The sequence below is a fragment of the Microvirga sp. M2 genome, from assembly GCF_047497095.1.
Classification (GTDB): Bacteria; Pseudomonadota; Alphaproteobacteria; order Rhizobiales; family Beijerinckiaceae; genus Microvirga.
In genome coordinates this window covers 1013301-1034142 of sequence record NZ_CP134063.1, presented here as the reverse complement: position 1 = coordinate 1034142, position 20842 = coordinate 1013301, and the positions used below count along the sequence as shown (strand labels likewise).

16 protein-coding genes and 1 pseudogene are annotated in these 20842 nt (G+C 55.7%); 14 read left to right on the top strand and 3 right to left on the bottom strand.

The window, feature by feature from the left end; translation table 11 throughout:
* A complete protein-coding gene (locus RE429_RS04840) occupies positions 1-249 on the top strand; it encodes a hypothetical protein (RefSeq protein ID WP_414470658.1) in 249 nt (82 codons plus the stop codon).
* A gap of 1232 nt (positions 250-1481) precedes the next feature.
* Here the strand turns inward: RE429_RS04840 and RE429_RS04835 are convergent.
* Together RE429_RS04835 and RE429_RS04830 are read right to left on the bottom strand one after the other, a co-directional pair.
* Positions 1482-2102 (bottom strand): hypothetical protein, encoded by a 621-nt coding sequence (locus RE429_RS04835; RefSeq protein ID WP_414473224.1) that lies wholly within the window; start codon positions 2100-2102, stop codon positions 1482-1484.
* Positions 2103-2170: 68 nt separating this feature from the next.
* On the bottom strand, positions 2171-2485 hold the full coding sequence (locus tag RE429_RS04830) for a hypothetical protein (protein WP_414473223.1): 315 nt from the start codon (positions 2483-2485) through the stop codon (positions 2171-2173).
* 113 nt (positions 2486-2598) lie between these two features.
* Here RE429_RS04830 and RE429_RS04825 point away from each other — a divergent pair, with 113 nt between their 5' ends.
* A complete protein-coding gene (locus RE429_RS04825) occupies positions 2599-3309 on the top strand; it encodes a LexA family transcriptional regulator (RefSeq protein WP_414473222.1) in 711 nt (236 codons plus the stop codon).
* A gap of 454 nt (positions 3310-3763) precedes the next feature.
* Here the strand turns inward: RE429_RS04825 and RE429_RS04820 are convergent, their stop codons facing one another.
* Entirely contained in the window at positions 3764-4792 is a 1029-nt protein-coding gene (locus RE429_RS04820) for an IS110 family transposase (protein ID WP_414473221.1), read from the bottom strand.
* Between the two features lie 263 nt (positions 4793-5055).
* Here RE429_RS04820 and istA point away from each other — a divergent pair, with 263 nt between their 5' ends.
* The 12 genes and pseudogenes from istA to RE429_RS04760 all read left to right on the top strand — a co-directional run.
* Positions 5056-6585 (top strand): IS21 family transposase, encoded by a 1530-nt coding sequence (istA, locus tag RE429_RS04815; RefSeq protein WP_414471409.1) that lies wholly within the window; start codon positions 5056-5058, stop codon positions 6583-6585.
* The gene (gene istB, locus RE429_RS04810) at positions 6582-7367 is read left to right on the top strand and encodes an IS21-like element helper ATPase IstB (protein WP_414471408.1); all 786 of its coding nucleotides are present in this window, start codon (positions 6582-6584) and stop codon (positions 7365-7367) included. The genes istA and istB overlap by 4 nt, the downstream gene beginning before the upstream one ends.
* Before the next feature lie 58 nt (positions 7368-7425).
* Positions 7426-8061: a plasmid pRiA4b ORF-3 family protein gene (locus RE429_RS04805; RefSeq protein WP_414471407.1), complete on the top strand. Its 636-nt coding sequence runs from the start codon at positions 7426-7428 to the stop codon at positions 8059-8061.
* Positions 8062-8296: 235 nt separating this feature from the next.
* On the top strand, positions 8297-8935 hold the full coding sequence (locus RE429_RS04800; protein WP_414473220.1) for a hypothetical protein: 639 nt from the start codon (positions 8297-8299) through the stop codon (positions 8933-8935).
* A 579-nt stretch (positions 8936-9514) separates the two neighbouring features.
* Complete coding sequence (locus RE429_RS04795; RefSeq protein ID WP_414473219.1) at positions 9515-9742, top strand: recombinase family protein; 228 nt, start codon at positions 9515-9517, stop codon at positions 9740-9742.
* Between the two features lie 116 nt (positions 9743-9858).
* Entirely contained in the window at positions 9859-11412 is a 1554-nt protein-coding gene (locus RE429_RS04790; RefSeq protein ID WP_414473218.1) for a hypothetical protein, read from the top strand.
* A gap of 264 nt (positions 11413-11676) precedes the next feature.
* Positions 11677-11925 carry a nuclear transport factor 2 family protein gene (locus RE429_RS04785; protein WP_414473217.1) on the top strand — a complete coding sequence of 83 codons (249 nt, stop codon included), beginning with the start codon at positions 11677-11679 and terminating at the stop codon, positions 11923-11925.
* A gap of 1560 nt (positions 11926-13485) precedes the next feature.
* Positions 13486-14292, top strand: coding sequence for a TnsA endonuclease N-terminal domain-containing protein (locus tag RE429_RS04780; RefSeq protein WP_414473216.1), 807 nt, complete (start codon positions 13486-13488; stop codon positions 14290-14292).
* Positions 14293-14301: 9 nt separating this feature from the next.
* Positions 14302-16518: a hypothetical protein gene (locus RE429_RS04775; protein ID WP_414473215.1), complete on the top strand. Its 2217-nt coding sequence runs from the start codon at positions 14302-14304 to the stop codon at positions 16516-16518.
* Entirely contained in the window at positions 16511-18103 is a 1593-nt protein-coding gene (locus tag RE429_RS04770; RefSeq protein WP_414473214.1) for an ATP-binding protein, read from the top strand. Before RE429_RS04775 ends, RE429_RS04770 begins: the two co-directional genes overlap by 8 nt.
* 44 nt (positions 18104-18147) lie before the next feature.
* A complete protein-coding gene (locus tag RE429_RS04765) occupies positions 18148-19854 on the top strand; it encodes a TnsD family Tn7-like transposition protein (protein WP_414473213.1) in 1707 nt (568 codons plus the stop codon).
* Positions 19855-20025: 171 nt separating this feature from the next.
* A pseudogene (locus RE429_RS04760) lies at positions 20026-20703 on the top strand (ATP-binding protein); the annotation flags it as partial.
* Positions 20704-20842: the final 139 nt, after the last annotated feature.

Below are 20842 nucleotides of genomic sequence, written 5' to 3'. Positions count from 1 at the left end.
ATGGGATATCGCAACTCAACGCTGTACACGCTGAAATACGTGGCTGACATGCTCGGTGAAGACGAGGACTTCCTGCACGAGTGCTCCATCGAGATGTTCCCGGAAGACGGCCGCCTCAGTGCCTACGACAACTACCCAGCCTCCGAATTGACCGAGCACATTGTCCTCTTCACCGAGGATGGCATCGAGAACCTCAAGTACATCATCGAGGCTCGCAGGACCGTCGCATCACAAAAAGCCGCCCCTTAAACCTGCACCAACGTTAGCCACGATCCCATCGACGCGCGAGGCCTGATCCCGCGGTCTTCCTCGGATGCGTACAAATAACCCAGCGTAGACACCGTTCTAGATCAGTGAAGGGGGCTGCGAGCTTAAAGCTAAGCTCTTCCCACTCGGTTATCCGCGGACCTGGCTTGAAATCATACTTTAATGATGGAAACCGTCCGAGCCAACCCAAGAACTGGTCAAACTCGTCGCTTGCAAGCATCTCTGACTGTTTGACAACTGTCTCAACGATAAGCGTTTTTTTGTTTCCGATTGCGCCACGGATGGCATTTTTTGCCCGAGAGAGCGAACGAGTTTTTAAGTTAGCTTTATATTTCATTGTTGCGAATCGAGCGTTTCCCCTAACGCCACCTAACCTAATCCGTTTGGGCTTTGATGGGTACGCTCGATGCTAAACAGTGCACAATTCAACTAACACCTTGAAGGTACGTTTTGGAACGTACCGAATGCCACATTGCGTTGATCGTTGAAGGTCAGCGCGCCGTAATTTAATATCATGGCATTTGGACCATAATTGCCCGAAGGCACTAGTGTGCCGGGCAGAATCAGGCTTGGTGCTTACCATGTGATTACTAGCTGTATGGTGAACGACCTGCCGGAAGGCCGTTCAAGAGCTAAACCTCTGAGATATATGGTGAGCGCGCTGGGACTCGAACCCGGGACCCTCTGATTAAAAGTCAGCGCGTCTCTGCGCAAGCTCAGGCTGACGGCCAAGTCTATCCAGAACAGCGCTCCTGCGAGAACCCCGCCCAGGGCGTGCCATTTGGATGAACGGCAGCCCCTTCGCAAGCTACAGGCAAGGGTTAGCTCCTGCCCGATTGGACGTAAATAGGATAAGATGTGACGGCTTGGTCTGGTCAGCCCTATGAGGATCTACAGCCCTGCGCCCCGCCGGGAGCACGAGGCGGCAAACACGTGCAGCACCGTCGTCCAGTCGTCCTCCGTCATTCCCGTCAGCATGGTCGAGCCTCTGAAGCCGACCCGCCATGAATCATCACCGCACTGATTTAGGAATCTACCTACCCGTTGCTCAACCCAATCCGCCCACACAGCTAGGCACAAGTCGGGATAATACCCATCCATCAAAGTTCCGAGCTCAGGGATAGGCTCACGGTCACGCCCACTGCCAATCGTGCGGATCAGAACTTCTTCATTTAGGCATGCTTCGCGTCATCATCGCCGATTACAGCTTAACGTCAATTATAGTTAGATCCTGCATTGTAATCACCGGGATCGGCACGCTCGCTCTCCAATTGGCGAAGCTTGGACTTCACCCAGGAATCCGTATTCACGTACACTGTTGAAATGCTCTGTTTCCACCTTTTGGCGATGTACACTAGCATTGAGTCATGAGCGTTCCAGGTATTCTCTTCGAACCAACGCCATAAAATATGCCATTTTGGATCCTGGCCCATTGGCATTGTGGGCTCCACTTCAGATGGTGGCCGGCGATAACCGCTCAGATTGGCTGCCCGGTCAACATCACTGTACTCCATTACCCGGATTGCCTGCGCTCCTTCAGGATCGCGGCGACCAAGCCGAATCAATTGACCCTGTGTTCTAACCCATCGTTTTGCTACGTCAGCGTGATAAACGGGTGAGCTTATATAGTCAGTCGCCGTGCCAAGGCGCGGATGATTTAGGATTAGCCTCGCATGGATGCATGGGTCGCCACTTCCCGGATACTCCCCGGGTCGCCACAAATCGGCAATTGGCGCCCCATCGAGTTCATGCTGATCGGGCTGGCCTCCAGAGGCGTAGAGGTCAAGATCCCGATGGAGCGACAGGAAACGACGTCGGACTTCATCTTGTCTCATGAAAATTGATCTTTCTTTGCGTACAACGGAGATACAGCAATATTAAGCACCCTTCACACCGCGGTGACTCAGGATTGACCGGAGCAACGTCTCGGGCAAAGCAAGTCATAAGCCCGAGATAAAAGACATTTCATCAGCTTGATACGATTTGCAGGATTGCGCGGGTCAATTCCGAACACATTGCATACAGTGAAAATATCGTAGGCTATATTATCGAGCCGAATGCGTTCTTCATCATCTTCAACGAGATCTGCCTCTGGGTGTCGCCTGATCGCAATACGAAATGCCGCTATCAGCATTGCGACATGGAGATCATAGGTCTCCTCTCCTAAACATTCTGCGAGATCCTCAAATCTAGCGCCACTTGCACAGGCGTCGGTCACTGCCGGTCTCCACCTCAAATTCATGACGACCTCCTTGACGCGAGGATGCCCTCTGGAAGGAATGGTAGGACAATCCTCGATGAATCATCACTGTCGTCGATAGACGACACTTAATGACAGAGAATAAGCGGAGGTCAAATCTTTTGTCGGGTTCCAGTGACACGTCACCACAAAAACCGCTTGAAGCGGGGGCAGACAAGGATTTATCCAGGCGCCTACGCCTTATTATCGCCGGTGAAAGCATCGCTTCGTTTGCCCGCCGAGTGGGTGTCTCGCGCCAATGGTTGCATGACATACTAAATGGCCGGCCGGTCTCTCTTGCCACATTGTCGTCTATAGCTGACAGTACGGGTTATAGTCTCGAGTGGCTAGCTCGGGGAAAAGGCATGCCATCAGGAGCCCTGGAAGAGCGACTGGAGTTGGTTCCGCGCCTTCGTGTGCAAATAGACCAGAGCGACGTTGTGACATTTAGTTTGGCCGATGGACCACCTGTAGTCGTACCCTCAGAGCTCTTTATCCAATTGGGGATGGAGGTGGAGAACGCCGGAGTTCTTGCGGCACCTGACGATGGGATGTCGCCAATCATAGGCACGGCGGATGATATCCTGATTGACCAATCTGACCGTAAACTGGTGGATGGCGCGATCTATGTCGTTCTCGCAGCTGGACGCCTCTCAACCCGTCGAGCGGTTCAAACGGAAGAAGGAACTTGGGTCTTTTTATCGGAGGACTCTAGAAAAAAGCCCATTTCGTTGATCCGAGGTGCAGCGTCAGAGAACCTATCTATTGGTGGGCGTGTCCGTTTCGTTTGGCGGAAACTATAACCAGCTAAGATTACCGGCGACGCCCGCTGGGCAGATCAAGCGGGCGCGCTGGCATGGGCCCTAGTGGTTAAAATCTAACGCTTGGGACCCGACCCGCGATGCCCTTCTCAAACCTAAAGCGGAAGTTGGGCAAACGGCAGCTCCGTGCCAGGGGCTGACCTTCCGCGATTTCGGCTCAAACTCGCGGAAGGCCGTGTGTGGACGGCGCCTGCGTGGCAAGAGGGCTTTTGGTGTTTTGACGCTTTGGTCGGGTGCAGCCATGTGTTCGGCCTTGTAGTGCGGCCACATGACCGCTGGCCGTGATGAAGTTCGCGGATCAGGTCCCCATCGTTTATGCTGCGTCTGAGCGCAACGGCCTTCTCGGGCTGCTCTGATCCCCGGCTCGACCGGTTCGTCATCACACCATCACCACCTCACCAATTCTGCAAACGTCTCGTCCAGCTCCCGAGACCGCCTATGTGGCCGCAGCAGCCGGAGCGCGATATCCTTGCTTGTCCTGGAGGACCGCCCAAGCGATCCGCGCCAGCTTGTTGGCAATGGCGGTCTTGACCACGCTGGCCGGGCGGCGCGCCAGGAGCGCGTTGATCCACCCTGCCGTGACTGAGGTCTGGCCCCGCGCATGCCGCATCAGCGTGGAGGCTCCCAACACCAACAGGCGCCGCAGGTATCGGTCGCCCTGCTTGGAGATGTGTCCCAGCCGCACCTTGCCGCCAGTCCCGCTCTGGCGCGGTACCAGCCCGATCCAGGCCGCCAAGTGCCGGCCTGAGCGGAAGGAGCTCGGATCCGCGATGGTGGCCGCCAAGGCACTAGCGGTGATCAGGCCGATGTCGGGGATCGTCTCCAGGCGCTGGCTCAGCTCATTTGTGCGATGCCACGCCAGGATCTCCTGCTCGACTTGACCAATGCAGCCATGGACGTCCTCGATCTGAGCGAGGATCAGGCGGATGCAGCGCCACGCCAAGTCCGGCAAAGCCGTGCCGCGCGCCTTCTCGGCCAATGCGATGAGCTTGGGAACGCTGGCCAGCCCCTGAGGAGCAATGATACCGTACTCGGCGAGATGGCCGCGTAGAGCATTGACGAGCATGGTCCTCTGTCGGACGAGCAGGTCACGGGTGCGGTGGAGCATGAGCGCGGCCTGCTGCTCAGAGCTCTTGATGGCGACATAGCGCATGGTCGGGCGGGTCACCGCTTCGCAGATGCCTTCAGCATCAAGGGCATCACTTTTGCTGCGTTTGACATAGGGCTTCACATAAGCCGCAGGCATGAGCCGGACCTCGTGCCCGAGAGCTGCCAGCTCGCGCGCCCAGAAGTGGGCGGTGGAACACGCCTCCATGCCAATCAGGCAGGGCGGCAATCGCCGGAAGAAGCCGATGAGCTCGCCTCGGCGAAGCTGACGGCGGATCAGAACCTGTCCATCCTGATCAATGCCGTGGACCTGGAAGACGTGCTTAGCGAGATCGAGACCTACTGTCGTGACATGCATTGGAGCGGCTCCCTGTCTGGCGCTGAGGCAATCACCCTACCTCATAGGGCGCTGCCGGGAGCAGGCGCCGTCCACTCCATCATTTATGGAACCGGCACAGGTAGGGTTGAGGCCCTACCTGCAAAATCGCGCAAAAGGGCTCCATTTTGAGCGGTGCGGGGAACGGTGTACGACGCCAACTATGATGGCCGCCTGATGACGACAGAGATGGCCGGTTAGGTGTGAGATGCATCAATCTTTCCCGCGATTGCGGGAGAAGGTTGATGCCGGGCATGCACGTCACCGACCGCCAGGTCAGGCGCTATATGAGTTCACGCAAGGACGGATATTCTCAGGCCGCCGCGGCGGCACGGGCCGGCTTCAGCGAGCGCACCGGTCGGCGCATCGAAGCCGACCCGGTTCTTCCCAGCCAGCGCGAGGGCCGGCGCTACCGGACGCGTCCGGATCCGTTCGCCGAAGTCTGGCGCGACGAACTCGTGCCGATGCTGGAGGCCGCGCCCCAGATCCGGGCCACCACTTTGCTGGAAGAGTTGCAACGGCTGCATCCAGGGCGCTATGGCGACGGCCATCTGCGCTCGCTGCAGCGCCGGGTGGCCCATTGGCGCGCCACCGAGGGACCGGAGCGTGAGCTGATCTTCCGACAGGAGCATCCGCCCGGTCGGCAGGCCCTCTCGGATTTTACCAATGGCGCCAAGCTCGGCGTGACCATCGCCGGCCGACCCTTTCCCCATCTGCTCTATCATTTCTGGCTCGCCTATTCCGGCTGGCGCTTCATCAAAGCCATCTGCGGCGGCGAGAGCTTCACGGCTCTCACCGAAGGCCTGCAGGAGGCGCTCTGGCAGCTCGGCGGCGTCCCGCGCGAGCATCGCACCGACCGGCTCTCGGCCGCCTACCGCAATCTCATTGATCGCGAGGACGAGGCCAAGGCCTATGCCGCGTTCTGCAACCATTATGGTCTGCAGCCCACCCGCAACAATGCCGGCATCGCCCACGAGAACGGATCGGTCGAAGCCGCCCATGGCCATCTCAAGCTCGGGCTGCGCGAAGCTCTCGACTTGCGCGGCTCGAAAGACTTCTCGGACCTGGAGGCCTACCAGGCCTTTCTGCAGGACTTCGCCATGCGCAAGAACGCAGCCGTGCAGGCGGCGCTTGCCATCGAGCGCAAGGCGCTGGCTCCTCTGCCGCGCTTTCGCACCAGCGACTACTCGGTGGCGACGGTCACCGTCACACGCTCCGGCACGATCTCGGTGCGCAATGTCCTTTACACCGTGCCCTCGCGCCTCGTCGGCTGTCGGCTCAAGGTGCATATCTACGATGATCGTCTTGTCTGCCATCTCGGCCTGAGCCCGGTGCTGACCGTCCCCCGCCGCTACTTCAAACGCGGCGGTCCCGGTGTCCGCGTCGTCGATTACCGCCATCTGGTCCATGCTCTCGTGAAGAAGCCGCAGGCCTTCCGGCACTCGGTATTCCGGGAGGATCTGTTCCCGCAGACTGCCTTCCGACGGGCCTGGGAGGTGCTTGATGCCAGGCTCGATCCAAGACAGGCGTGCCGGGTCTATGTCGGCCTGCTGCATCTGGCCGCCACGCACGCCTGCGAGGCCCAGCTGGCCGATCATCTCGCGAGCGTCCTCGCCGGCGGCGGGCTCCCGGATCTCGATCAGGCCCGGGCCCTCGTGGCCGGGCCGTTGAACGTCCAGGCGCCGGTGGTTCATGTGAGGGCGCCGGATCCGAGCGTCTATGACTGCCTGATCCCTGTCGATCCCATCGCCGCTTCAGAAGGGGCCGCACCATGACCCGATCCTCATCCGCCGCGCCGCCGGTCGACACGGCGAAGTTGCCGGTCCTGCTCACCACCTTGCGTCTGCCGACCATCTCGCGGCTCTGGCAGGAGATCGGTGCCCGGGCCGATGCGGAGGGCTGGGGATCGGCTCGCTTCCTGGCGGCCCTGTGCGAGCACGAGATCCATGAGCGACACAGTCGACGCATTGCCCGCCATCTCGCCGAGGCCGACCTGCCCCCCGGCAAGACCTTTGCGACCTTCGACTTCGCCGCGGTGCCGAGCCTGCGCAAGGCGCAGGTCCTGGCTCTGGCGGACGGGGATGCCTGGCTCGATCAGGGCGCCAACATTTTGCTGTTCGGCCCCTCTGGGACCGGCAAGACGCACCTCGCCGCGGCGATCGGCACGGCCCTGATCGAGGCCGGCCAACGGGTGTTGTTCACGCGCACCACCGACCTGGTCCAGAAGCTGCAGGCCGCCCGGCGCGATCTGAGCCTGCCGGCGACCCTGGCCAAACTCGACCGCTTCGATTGCCTGATCCTCGATGACCTCGGCTACGTGCGTAAAGATCAGGCGGAAACGAGCGTCCTGTTCGAGCTGATCGCCGAGCGTTATGAACGACGCTCTCTGATCACAACCTGCAATCAGCCCTTCAGCACCTGGAATCAGATCTTCCCGGATCCCGCCATGACGGTCGCGGCGATCGACCGTTTGGTCCACCACGCCACCATTCTGGAACTCAACACCGAGAGCTACCGGCGCCGAACCGCGACGGAGGCCAAGAGCGCCGCTGTCTAATTGTCGTCGGACGCGTCCGGCTAGTTGACGCCGCCCCCGGTGACAGGTCCACTGGGGCATGTCCTGGAAAGATCCCAACGCCCTCCAGATCAAGATCACGCTGGCCGAGATCGACCCGCCCGTGTGGCGGCGGCTGGTGGTGCCGTGGACCTGGCACCTGGGGCAGTTGCACCTTGCGATCCAGGCGGCGTTCAACTGGTGGGATTATCACCTGCACGAGTTCCGCATTGGTGGCCTGCGCTATGGCGATCCGGAGCTGCTCGAGGACGGGGCTTTCGAGGATGACGCGCGGGTGTTCGACGAGCGTGAGGTGCGGTTGCGCGACTTCGACCGGGAGCCGGGCACCTGCTTTAGCTATCTCTATGACTTCGGGGACAGCTGGCTGCACACCGTGGAGATCGAGAAGCTGCTGGCTCTCGATGCGCCTCCTCGTTTGGGGGCCTGCATCGCAGGAGCCCGTGCCAGACCGCCGGAGGACGTGGGTGGCGTGAGTAGCTATGAGCGCTTTCTCGCCATCATGGCCGACCCGAACGATCTTGAGCACACTGAGACCCGGATCTGGTGCGGCGGCCACTTCGATCCGGAGTGGTTCGATCTGGCGCTCACCGACAAGGACGTCAGGAACGCCCTCAAGCCCAATGTCCGGCGCCGCCTGCACCAGCCTAAGCCCACACGAAAAAGTCGGTCATCGTAGTTGACGCTACCCGGACATGAAAATTGTCGTTGCACAGAACGGCTACTTTCTACGACTCATATGCGACGTACAGCCACCCACTGATAACTGTGTGAGCGTGGCGTGTCGCGGTCGTGAGCGGCCCTATGGCTTCGCGTATAAGCGAGGCAATCGCGTTTCTAATCCTATTCCCTATTGATGCCGGCGACGGGATCGGCTCTGCTGCTGCCGTAAATCAATGCAGGGGTGCCGAGCTATGGCCACTTCAGAGCTCTCACTTGAAGCCAAGGCTGCCATTCAGGCCTACATGCTGAGGTTCATCGTTCCTTCTGGCGCGGTTGTAGCAGTTATTTCTGGTTTGTTTGGCTATGTGCTGAGTGGCATAGCCCGCATTGACGCCTCGGCCGAAGCGGCCAAGCAGGCCCTTTATTCCGCACAGTCCGCAGCAAAAGCTCAGACAAGCGCGGAAGAGATATCTAAACAGGTAACAAAAGCTTTCGATCAAGCTAACAGCTCATCCGACAAGGCGCGCATCGCGGCCCAAAACGCGGAAGAAGTGTTAGGCACGCTGCGCGCATCGAGAGATCAAATTAACAAGATTGTGCTTGGACAGTATGATGACTTGGCAAAAGCGTTGTTTGACGTAAGGGGTTTTCGTGAGACAGTTGCGACAATCTCGCAAAAGGAGATTGCTGACTTGAAAAGGCAGATTACGGGCATTGAAAATACGATCTACGGCGCTTTGGATACGGCAGTCCCCGCACCAGGGGGTGTCTGTCCGCCGGGCACATATGCGGTAGTCATCAATTCGACATCAGTCTCCGGTGGTCGCGCAGGTTTTGTAGAGTCGATTGCCGTCCAGTGTAGAACCATCCGCTTCGAGAGGCCGAGGTAGATTGCCTCTTGGACCTGACCGCCCTTCAGTGGCTCGATCAGACGTCCATCGACCTGTCACCAGACTTCCGCTTTGCTACCCGTTGCAGCCCCTCTAAGACCGCTCAAAAGAGTTCCTTTATGCGGGGTCAATTTCGCAGAATTGCCTTTATAGAACTGGACAGTGTGTCTTTTCAGCGTATTCTGAAGATCAGTTCGGAGGCGTCGCATCAGGGGTAGTAAACTCCTAGTCAATCCGATCCTCGAAAGAGCCGCAGTTCGACGGGAATTACTATTGAATTCTTTCGGGGCCTAAAAGACCTCAACGGCATCCGTCCGTGCAGTCTCGTGCGTCTTTTCCGACAGCAGACGCCATTCGGTGAGATCCACGTCGTGGCTTCTGTCACTCTCCGTGATTGGTGTTATGCAATAGAAGGCTGGAGCCTTTTCGGGTGTCTCCAGCCGAGAGCCGACCATGTCCCAACGCAAGTATGTTGCCTACTACCGCGTATCGACAGAGAAGCAGGGTCGCTCGGGCCTGGGCCTCGAGGCATAGCAGGAAGCGGTCCGGACTTACCTGCGTGGCGGGGACTGGCAGCTCATGGCCGAGGTGGTGGAGATTGAGAGCGGCAAGAAGAACGACTGCCCTCGCCTCGCCGAAGCCCTCCGGCTCTGCCGTCTTCATGGCGCCATCCTCATCTTCGCCAAGCTTGATCGTCTTGCCCGCAACGTCGCCTTCATCTCGAACCTCATGGAATCGAGCGTCGAGTTCACCGCTGTGGATTTCCCTCTGGCCAACAGGCTGACGGTTCATATCCTGGCGGTGTAGACGATCCGAATGGGTAGAGCCTTATCTCCTAAAGCTTAGCAAGACTATCTATAATTTCCAATCAGATGCTGGTAAATCACTTCATGATCCTCGGAGTGGAAAACTAGCATTGGAAGATGGCAATGCGTGTAGGATCTATATTTGCAGCATTAGCGTCTAGTATCCTGTTTCAATCGACAGGGGCCCTGGCACAACCACAGCCAGAAAAAATTGCTGCAATGCAGGATCAAGCCATACCAATACTTCGTAGCTTTGCAGTGGTTCCTCTCGCTGCAAATCTTCTAAGGAGTCAAGCACTGGAGAGGTCACAGACTCTATTCGCTGGGCAACCCGAGAGCGACAGTTTCGGCTTGCAATCAAACCGCTTTGAACCGAAGCCGCTATTCAGCGGGTATCCACTCATTCAAACAAAAGGCATGATCAAAGGACGGGGAGTTCTATATATTTCCGATACAGGGCGTGATGGGTCACATAGAGAAAATGCACGGATCTGGAAATTCGACCCTAGCACACGGGAACTGACCCGTTTTTATGAAGGGCCGCTCCTAACTAATTCCAAATGGCTCACGTACATCGAGCGAGCAGATGGTCGTGATGAACTGATTGTCTCGGACTATGGTGAAGAGCCTAATCCAAGGGATCCCGGAACAGGGGTTGGAGCAAAGGTCTTCGCAATTCCCGTTATGGATGGCAACAGTCCAGGGCAACCGCGGATTATACACGAGGGGGCGCCTTTCCGGAGCCCCGAGGGTGTGACGGTTGTTGGATCAACTGTGATACTGGCCGATTGGGCAGCAGGGGAGGAGACAAATCGGCCTGAAAACCCAAGCGCCAGATTTAGATCTGGGCGAGTGTTTGCCATGCCACTTGATGGTGGGGAGCCGCGAATTCTCTTCCCTGACCATAAGTGGATTACTGTAATCGGTGTTAGTTCATATACTGAGGCTGGAAAATCTTACCTTCGTTTCATCGACATTGACGGCGGTAGGCATGATAAGTCTGACTATGCCGCACTGCCCCAATCTGGGCTGGCGAAGTACTTCCGAGCGGAGATTGTTTCAACCGATCCGCTTCAGGTGGGAGAGCTGGTAGCCGTCCCGTTTCGAGAAGAACATACAGTTGCTCTGCGTGCTCGTTTAAGTCCAGAGGAAAGCATTGTCGTCGAGGCTATCGGAGACGGCACGCTCGACACAGGTATCAAGCGCAGAGTTTATATGGGCAGCACCTTAGGAGCAGACGGCTCAATCAATGTTGTTGCGGACACCAATGCAGATGCACATTCTGTCGATCTGAGATTACAGGTATTGGACAAACTGTCTAATCCGGTTCTGACCCGTGAACTAACGATTCCCAAGAAGCTTGATCTGGCTGCTCGCCCGATGGATCCCAAAACAGCAGCCGTGCTCCCATCTGCGGGTTCCAGCGGGCTAAATATCACAGTGAGTGCTGACGCTACATCACAGAGCCTCTTTGCCTTTCCGGGTGCAGGCGGTGTCCCCGTGAGCATCTGGAGCGGAAAACCGCTCGTTCAGCCAATCGGAGTTCAAAATTCCTTTGACGGCCGAAAGATTTGGATCACAGACCAGGCGGCCGGACCAAATGGTTCGGGTGCAATTTACGAGGTTGATGTTCCAAATGCTGTTGACCTTTTGAGTATGTATATCCGCTGAGGATTGATTGGGTCTTGGTCGTGTAAAAACGCTTTGGCTGAAGACGGATTACGGCTTTCCACGCCCAGAAGCCCTTCAACATTATCAGTAAGCGCGAGCTGGTTGATGATCGGCGGTATGAGGCCTCCATCGCCTCTGAAGCGAGCATTGGGCGCCTCAAGGGCGTGATGCACGAGCAAAGCCTGGCTCCTATGCCCAGAGGGCGGCCATCAGCGGCTGGATGCCTAGGATGTTCAGCACCCGGGTGAGATTGTAGGCGAGCGCGTGCAGCGCCATCTTGCCCAGTTCGACACCGTCTATCACCAGAACGGCCAGCAAACCGTCGAGCTGCACGGCGACCGCGCGACGGGTGTGGCTTACTCCCTCGTCGTGCTGATGGGCATGGAGAACGGAAAACAGGTCAGGACGACGAGCGGCGTAACCTACGAGGATGAGTATGTCCGCGGGGACGGGCGCTGGCTCATCGCCCGGCGCACGTCTCATTTCGTATGGCGTACGCAGGAAGACGCCTGAGTGTCCGCTACTCGACTAGCTTAGCGGCGTCTCGGATGCCGGACTCTGGCTCAACGCCATCCTTTACGTGCCAGCCTGCGAAGAGCCGCTTTGGGTCTTGGTTGTGTAAAAACGCTGATGCGTTGCTCGCCGGAGAACTTTTATGTCTTTGGAGGCTGCCCAAGCCGGAGATTCCCCGGATTGGGGCGTTGAAGTTGTACAAATAGTTCGTCGAGATCGGGCCCGTTCGCGTTTTTACACAAGCTGGGTCAACCTGAGACTTTGAGAGGAGCCAAGGAAGGTCCGCTTTCCACTCAAAGCGCGAGGCTGATCCTCGGGTACCAAGCGTTAGAATTTAACCCCTAGGGTTTGCTGACCTTCGGGCTCCAGTCGATGGCCGCTCCTAATTCCCCGGTCGCGTGCTGTCGAATGGCTTAGGAGCTGGCCCAAGCATCACATTTGGAGCAGGTAGATAGCAGCCCAGGGCGGAGTGGGATCACCAAGCTTTAATCAGGATCTGAGACTCCCCGAGGGCGTAGAAGCTCTGCCGATCGAGCAGCGCGTCCATGGGCCTCACGTCGGAGCCTGTGTAGGATCTATTCTCCCACGGCCCTGCTCTCTCAATGCACGCCGACTGAGGCCCGATCTCCCCTATCCACTCCGGCATAGCCCTGGCCGCGAGTTCCGCCCCTGATCAGGGCAGCAGATCGAATTGACATGAACTTCAAAGGATATTCGTTGCGCAACAACTTGGCACTTCTGGCTTTAGTTTGCCGACAAGTTGACTGTACAAGATTTACGTTGCGCAACAACTTGGCTGTATGACTAAGTAACTTCCATTTTGACAAATTTTTCTTGCACAACGGCGCGCTGTCTGGCAATGTTTCTACAATGGACCAAATGGAGAATCTGGCCCGAGCAGGTCTTGAAGTCGGTTCACGAGGCTACTGAATGCGCGTGCGCAACAGCAATCATTCGACCTCGTTTTGCTCTTCCATAACGGCTGAAACAGATTAGCCACGCAGATTTACTGCTCTTACTAGCAGAAGGGGCTCGTTATGCCTCACGTACCAAATCTACGGATTGATCCAAACACCATAAAGCTTCGTTCGCCCTCCGGCGGGCCTAAATGGACATTTCGGGCATGGGAAATAGAGTGGTCTTCACTGGATTGCTGGGTCGGCGTTACTCAGCGTGCGCACCTCGCTACGATTATCGACATCTCTAGTCGCCTCATCGTATCTGTTGACGTCTGGCGCGCAACAACAGCTCACGAGATGCGCCTCATTCTGGAAGGGGCGACTGATCGGTCGGGTCCGCCAGTTATTCTCCGTCTGACGCAACGCACTCAGGATTCGATGAAAGAGATCTATGCGTGGTCCCAGAAACACGGAGTAATACTCGATCTCTCCGATTCAGCAAATCCAGCGGCAAATCGTCAATAGTGCTGCGAGGAACGCTGGCGTCTGATCCAGAACGTGACGAATTCGTTGGAGTAATCATACAAGCCGACCCAAATCTTCTGCACATTGCGGTGCACATAGAGCCAAATAGAAACTCAATTTTTGAGCGTAAATTCCTATGGCCCAAAAGCGCTACACATTCACCGAAGCGAGGATCGCCCGCTTCATTCGAGAAGGCAGAGGCACGGGAGCCGGAAAATCTTACAAGCCCTGGCTTACAGTCTCCGATGTTCCTTCGCGAGGGCGAACCCACCGTCCATTCTGTCTCAAAACAGACCGCGAGCACCATCTCCTGTCAGATAATGAGTATTTTGCATTTTTGTCCCACCAGTGGGACGACGATGTAGTCGATATCCGGGAACAGTTTCCCCTTAACCGTATCGAAACCCTAGAGATCGCTGCCCGATGTGGCGTACGGCACCCAGTAGATCCCGTAAGTCAAACGATATGGGTCATGACCACCGACCTCTTGGTGACGGTTAAGACGCCTCACGGGATCACCCTCCGCGCTTTCGCAGTCAAGGAAGCCAAGGACCTCGAAAACTCAAGGAACCTTGAGAAACTCGAGATAGAGAGAGTCTATTGGGTCAGCCGCGACGTCCCTTGGTCGCTGATGGTAAGCAGCGATCTCAAGAACAACTTCACAAGGAATTTGGCATGGATCTTTGATCCCGGTCCGAGCACTGTCGAGAACATAAGAATGCGGCTATTCGATAAGGCCATCACTCCGCATCTCCTCGAAGCAATCTATACAATGCACAACCTACCTGTGCGGCACATCTGCATCGCGGTAGATAACAATCTGGATCTTCCTCTAGGTACAACATTAGGATGCCTGAGGCGACTTCTCTCCTCGAAACGCCTTCGCGCGCCTCTTAATGCGCCGTTCCTTCAGGACCTTCCCGGCGCGTCATTCCTGCTTTGAGTTCCCGAAATGACATTATTGGGCTCACAACCCATAGCGATCCGAATGTTGATCCGAGACAAAGCGCTCATGTTCACATGCCGCGTCATTCATGTGAGCTTGTTATCCGGGGAAACTTGGCTGTGTAGAGTTGACGATGACTCCTGGCCATTCGCCGTCATATCCAATGAATTCCATGCTGAACTTAATAAAGAGGACGGCCGCTTCGATATTGAGTTGGATGACCCCCTCAGGCGGATCTATTCCGAAGCAACAACACCCAATGACGATAGGTCAAGTAAACCTGGGATGCATATCAGTGCGTCTGATCAACGGCACATTGATCGCTACAACCTCATAGCCCCACTCATCTCAGCAGACAGAATGCCTGCGATTTTAGTTCCGGCGACACGTAAGGTTCTTATTGCCGCCCGCCTGCAGGAGGTAACTAGTACTAGGCAGAACATCTGTCGCCTGCTCAAACTCTTTTTTAAACGTGGCATGACGTTCGCAGCGCTCCAGCCGGATTATCGAAACTGTGGAGGCCCTGGCAAAAAGCGAAACACTTCTGGAAAAAAGATCGGCCGTCCTCGAAAGTTCAATTCAGAGCCTGGAATTAACGTGAACGATGAAGTTCGTTCATATTTGCATGTTGGAGCGCAATATCTCTTCCGGACTAAGTGTTCGTTGCGAGTCGCGCGTAATCACGTCATTGATACATTCTTCGCAGAAGACTATGTAGATGATGTCGGGCGGCTTCGCGTGCGGGTCGACGCCAATTTGGTGCCAACGCTTCGCCAATTTCGATACTTCATCGAAACTACGTACCCATTCGCTACGCGCCATCGCAAGCTACTCGGAGAAAGGCGCTGGAACCTTGAAGGTCGCAGTCTGGTCGGGCGAGCCGACGCTGGCACTCAAGGCCCGGGCGATCGCTATTATATCGACGCGACGATTGGAGATGTCTACCTCCGATCTCAATTCGATCGTCATCGGATCGTTGGGCGACCAGTAATCTACTTTGTTGTAGACTCCTTCAGCCGAATGATTGTCGGTATTTATGTGGGCTTTGAGGGACCTTCCTGGATTGGGGCAATGATGGCCTTGGTCAACGTTGTCACGCCGAAGAAAGCTTTCTGTGAACGGTATGGCATCCTAATCGATGAATGCGATTGGCCGTCTCACTTTTTGGGAAGAGTGCTCCAGGCGGACTGCGGAGAGTTCAAGAGCACTCGATTGGGGCAGAATATTACGCAGGGGTTGCGAGTTGAAATCGATAATATCGGTCCGTGGCGTCCGGATCTGCAAGCCTTGGTCGAACGACGTTTCGGAAGCGTACCAGCCAGGTTCAAAGATTTTGTGCCTGGTTACATAAAACCTGACTTCGGCGAGCGCGGGGCGGAGGACTACCGCCTTAAGTCTCAACTCAACCTATTTGAGTACACCGGTTTTCTGATCCGTGCCGTTATCGAACATAACCTCGATCCGATAGAGGGCAAGGCTCCACCCGCAGAAATGATAACGGATGGCATGACCGCATGCCCCATCGATCTCTGGAATTGGGGCGTTGCCAACCGCAGCGGATCGCTCACTGCTGCGTCGGTTGATGAAGTTGCGCTCGCGGTCATGTGTCCCGATAAAGCGAGGGTAACGGCCAAGGGTATCCGGTTTAAAGGCGAATATTATTCTTGCCCAACGGCGATGCAGAATGACTGGTTTGCTCTCGCCCGTAGGCAAGAGTGGGACGAAAAAATCTCCTATGATCCAAGAGACCTTGGTGAATTTTATCTCCGCAATCCCAGCCTTCCAAATGGATACGAGATTTGTCGACTTTTGGATGCCAATTCTGACCGCGCCGGCAAAACGCTCGCTGAGGTCGAAGAACTCGACTATGCAAACAAGACCAATCTCGCAGCAACTGAGAGCCAGAGGATAAGCCGCCAGATACAGTTTGCACGTGAGATGAAGGCCGTGAGAAAACGAGCCGCCGCAGAAGCTAGAGCTATAGGCGACAGCGAAAGCACCAATTCAGAGAGACTCGCCTCAATCTCACAGAACAGATCCCAGGAAAAGGACGCTCAACGTCGCGAAGAAAAATTTTCCCTTGGGAGCGACCAGTCCATCAGCCGCAGTGAAAAGGCCGCCGACACGACTCAAGATGAGGCGTCCATAGACTCTGTTACACGGGATTTGTTGGAGTTGCTGGAACAGCAGCACCAAGATCGTGAAAGGACCACCAATGGCTAGGCGGGTGGCGGTACGGTTACCGATCAATGTTCTTTCTGCTGAATATCGTCCAGGGGTATTACCAGAACACGTCGGAAACCCCCTCATTGAAGCTCTACCACCCCAGGTAACTGGCCGCGAGCTAACGAAGCGTTTTGGTAGATTTCCAGTGTGCGCTGCGAACGAGCATGATTTGCCAGCGGTGGTGCGCATGCAGGCCGTTTCGCGCCTCGATCATTATCTACAACCCCTTCCGCAGCACGTTGAAGTTATAGACACCCTGAATCTCGTCTTGCGTGGCGGGTACGTGCATCGGAGCCCTCTAAACGACAACTATCGCAAAGAGCAGATGCGGCTCTATAGGCTTTCGCTGGACGGGGACATCCACCCTCTCTTGCAAGCTGCCCCGTCAACGGCACCTTCATTTGGCCTATTTGGGATTTCAGGTGTTGGGAAGTCGACGGTAATTGAGCAAACACTCTCCTTTTTTCCTCCAGCATTGTCCCACAGGAAGTACGGCTTCGTGCAAGTAGTTTGGCTGAAGCTGGATTGCCCTGCAGACGGGAGCCTCAAACAACTTCTTTATGCTCTTCTTGTAGCCATCGATAATCTCATTGGCACCAACTACAAACCACTTACGATCCGCGAGACAGCAACTGACAAGCTTATACTTGAAGTCGCGAAGATCGCATCAAGACACTATTTGGGCGTGCTTGTAATTGATGAAATACAAAACCTTCTCGCAGCCAGCGGAGTAGGAATACACAAGCTTTTAAATTTTTTCGTAATGTTTTCCAATGTTGCTAAGATACCGGTAGTAATCGTCGGCACTCCGCAAGCGCTTGGTTTGCTCGAAGGAACGTTTCATGAGGCGCGTCGCGCAGGTAATTACGGCACTTTAGTTTGGGATCGTATGCAGCAAGGGCCAGTATGGGATCTATTTCTCAAATCGCTCTTTAGCTTCTGGTGGGCAAAGCACCGTATCACTATTGATAAAAAGTTGTCGACCACATTGCATTACCTGACCCAAGGCATTCACGCACTAGTCGTTAGATTGTCTCAACTCACTCAACTTGAGGTGATTCAGAAAGAAAAGGCAGGCGAAGAGGTTGTTATAGGCCCAGAGCTCTTCAAGACCGTTGCAGGCAAACGATTTCGTCTGATCAAACCAATGCTAGATGCATTAAGGGGCAATAAACTAGACCAAACCAAGAAGTACGATGACTTACTGATAAAGGGGTTACCCGAACTTGAGAAGGACGTGGAAGAGACTATCTCTCTTGCTATTCTGGAGGAACAGCATCAAAGCAGACAGCAATCTAGCGTGGAAAGGCTCCAAGCTGCCTCCTCCTTGGGTACACTAGGCTTCGATCAAACGAGAGCGAAACAGTTTGTTGATCGGTTGTTTGAGACTGATCCTTCTATGAGCGCCGCCTTAGCCGTCCGTCGGGTACTGGAAGCAGCAGAACCGAACGTCTTGGCTGGAAAGGCAAGTTTAGACTGCAGCCTGAAACTACTCATTGCAGAGGCTTTGCCAGGCCAAGACCCTGTAGAGCTTTTGAGAACAGCAGGCTTGGTTACCGCACCAAATAACGGCAAATACTAACTTAGCTGGCCACCTCAGTTAATTCGGGTGCCGCCACCTGAGAAATGAGCGCAGAAAGCTATCTTCAGGGTTTAGCTATGTTTGTCCAATTACCGGTGCCATATCACGATGAGGTGCTCTATAGCGTGATTGCTCGCTATATCTCACACCTCGAACTCCAACCCTGTCCAGTTACGAGAGCATTATTCGGCCGGATGATCAAAGCACAGATCCGTTTTCCGGGAGGACTTGGAGCACTAGCTGCCCGAACTTATTTTTCGTGGGGCAGAACCGCTAACGAGATTGCCAATGATTTGACCTTATTTCCCTACTTCGCACGTTACCTTGAACCAGAGAGAGCTGATCGATGCCTCGAATTGATGAAGGGTGATTGTTGCACTGTGGTTCACGCCCGAATCGGCGCATCCTCTCGAACTGTCGATTCCCCCCGAAACCTTTTGTTCTGCGAGCAGTGCAGGGATGAAGACATATCATTGTATGGGGAGACATACTGGCGCCGCGCCCATCTACTTCCTGGTGCCCTCGTTTGTACCAAGCATGAACAAGTACTATTGAATTCGTCGGTGTCTCCGAGAGATAGGGCTTGGCTCTACTTCGACGCTACTGCTTGTGCGCAAGAAAGCTGCACTCCTGTAATCAGCAAAGCAGATATAGATACATCAATGGCTCTGGCAGTCTCACGCAGGTCGCAGGAGCTTTTGTATGGCTTCCCACTTGATTGGCCCGCAGCCAATGTTATTGGGAGCTATCGCCTTGCTGCTGCCAGATGCGGCTTTGCTCGTCGGCTAAGAGTGCTCTCGCTCCCAGATATTGCGGCAGCATTCCATGCATTTTATGGAGAATCGTATTTAACTCTACTTGGATGTCAACTTAGCGGCAACGGGCACTGGCTACGTAAGATGCTAGAGCCATCACGTCCAGTAATTTGGCACCCATTACGCCATGTGCTGCTACAGCTGTTTTTTGAGAGTTATGCGAACGGGTCTGTGTTAGCCCTTGAGAGGACTTCCGAGTCTTGGCGCTGCCCGAATCCATACTTCCAGCATGAGCAACCATTTCCGATAACCCCTTACTTGCTTAAGACGCGAAAGAACGGATTAAGAGCGCTGTCAGCACGGTGTCCATGTGGAATGCGCTTCACGTTCTCTCGGGTTTGCATCTCGGACCCCAGGCTCCCGATCATCGATTCGGTCAGGGATTTTGCACCTAGTTGGGCGGCTAAGCTTAAGGATATGAGGGCGTCCGGCTTGGGACGCCGGAAAATTGCCTCGCAAATGAGACTTCCCTACGCCTCCATAGTAAAGCTTGTCAGTGAAATTGAGCCTATTGTGGAGCTAGAGCAGCGCCGAGCCCTACTCCGGGCTGAGTGGCTTGAGTGCCTATCCAAAGTGCCTGAGGCCAATCGTAGGCTCGCCAGATTAGCGAACAAAGGTCTATACGAAAAGTTAGCCACCTTGGATCCTGATTGGCTTTCAATGACGGGAACAACAAGGACGAAATTGCGGGGATTAAGTACTGAAGACTGGGGGATTAGGGACAATCAATGGGCAGAACGCCTGGAGAAGGCGGCGGACAAACTTTGGCAGCTGGGATCGGTTCAGAGGATCACACGTACGAAGCTAATACTCGAGGCAGATTTGAAGTTATGGACTCTTTCAAAGCTTAAGCATCTGCCAAGATGTCGACTTGTATTAGCGAATAGGGTGGGGAAATGTAGCCGAAACTTCCCCTCAAGAGCCCGAATTATCTAAATATGACTTTATGCGAGAGCTATAGATATAGTGTATCTATTCACTTTTCACTCCTTGGCCAGGAACTATCCCGATCATCTTTGAAGTGCATTGTACGGACTTAATTGCGCGCCTCATTCGTCTCCGTACGAACTTTTTTGTAGTGCAATGACTTTTTTGTCAGTCCATACCAGGCCCGGCGAGGCGTCCCTCGCCCATCACGGCGTTCTCTTTCTCGACGAACTGCCCGAATTTCAGCCCCAGGTGCTCGATTCCCTCCGCCAGCCCCTGGAGGCCGGAGAGATCCTGATCGCGCGGGCCAGTCACCGGGTCACGTATCCGGCCCGATTCCAGCTCGTGGCGGCCATGAACCCATGCCGCTGCGGGCAGGCGACGGAGCCCGGCTATGTCTGCCGCCGCCAGCCCAACGAACGCTGCATCGCGCAATATCAGGCGCGCCTCTCCGGCCCGCTCCTCGACCGCATCGATCTGGTCATCGAAGTCCCCGCCGTGACCGCGGCCGATCTCATTCTGCCGCCGCCGGTGGAAGGCTCGGCGCAGGTGGCGGCCCGGGTGGCCGCGGCCCGCAGGCGGCAGGAGAAGCGCTACTCCGCCTTGGGAATCGGCCTCATGACCAATGCCGCCTGTCCCCCGGCTCTCCTGGAGGAGGTCGCGCAGCCTGATTCGGAGGGGCTTTCGCTGATCCGCGACGCCGCCAACGCCATGCGCCTTTCGGCTCGCGGCTTCCACCGGATCCTGAAGGTGGGCCGGACGCTGGCCGATCTCGACGGCGAAGAGCGCGTCCGGCGCATCCATCTTGCCGAAGCCCTGTCCTACCGGTCCCATATGGACCGCCGGTCGGCGGCATGACCTGAGAAAAGCGCCCGTGCATTCTTGTGAAATCGCACGCTTGTGAAATCACATGCCCCCTGTGATATACTTTGTCACAAAACAGTTTGAAACGATGGCTATGTCACGGTGCAGATCCGGCACGACCACCGACCCGCCC

Bases quoted from the DNA above. Each gene is read 5' to 3' on its own strand.
- RE429_RS04840 (WP_414470658.1), top strand. From the start codon at position 1: ATGGGATATCGCAACTCAACGCTGTACACGCTGAAATACGTGGCTGAC.
- RE429_RS04800 (WP_414473220.1), top strand. From the start codon at position 8,297: ATGGCCACTTCAGAGCTCTCACTTGAAGCCAAGGCTGCCATTCAGGCC.
- RE429_RS04765 (WP_414473213.1), top strand. From the start codon at position 18,148: ATGAGCGCAGAAAGCTATCTTCAGGGTTTAGCTATGTTTGTCCAATTA.
- RE429_RS04825 (WP_414473222.1), top strand. From the start codon at position 2,599: ATGACAGAGAATAAGCGGAGGTCAAATCTTTTGTCGGGTTCCAGTGAC.
- RE429_RS04805 (WP_414471407.1), top strand. From the start codon at position 7,426: ATGTCCTGGAAAGATCCCAACGCCCTCCAGATCAAGATCACGCTGGCC.
- RE429_RS04820 (WP_414473221.1), bottom strand. From the start codon at position 4,792: ATGCATGTCACGACAGTAGGTCTCGATCTCGCTAAGCACGTCTTCCAG.
- istB (WP_414471408.1), top strand. From the start codon at position 6,582: ATGACCCGATCCTCATCCGCCGCGCCGCCGGTCGACACGGCGAAGTTG.
- RE429_RS04775 (WP_414473215.1), top strand. From the start codon at position 14,302: ATGACATTATTGGGCTCACAACCCATAGCGATCCGAATGTTGATCCGA.
- RE429_RS04780 (WP_414473216.1), top strand. From the start codon at position 13,486: ATGGCCCAAAAGCGCTACACATTCACCGAAGCGAGGATCGCCCGCTTC.
- RE429_RS04790 (WP_414473218.1), top strand. From the start codon at position 9,859: ATGGCAATGCGTGTAGGATCTATATTTGCAGCATTAGCGTCTAGTATC.
- RE429_RS04835 (WP_414473224.1), bottom strand. From the start codon at position 2,102: ATGAGACAAGATGAAGTCCGACGTCGTTTCCTGTCGCTCCATCGGGAT.
- RE429_RS04770 (WP_414473214.1), top strand. From the start codon at position 16,511: ATGGCTAGGCGGGTGGCGGTACGGTTACCGATCAATGTTCTTTCTGCT.
- istA (WP_414471409.1), top strand. From the start codon at position 5,056: ATGCCGGGCATGCACGTCACCGACCGCCAGGTCAGGCGCTATATGAGT.
- RE429_RS04795 (WP_414473219.1), top strand. From the start codon at position 9,515: ATGGCCGAGGTGGTGGAGATTGAGAGCGGCAAGAAGAACGACTGCCCT.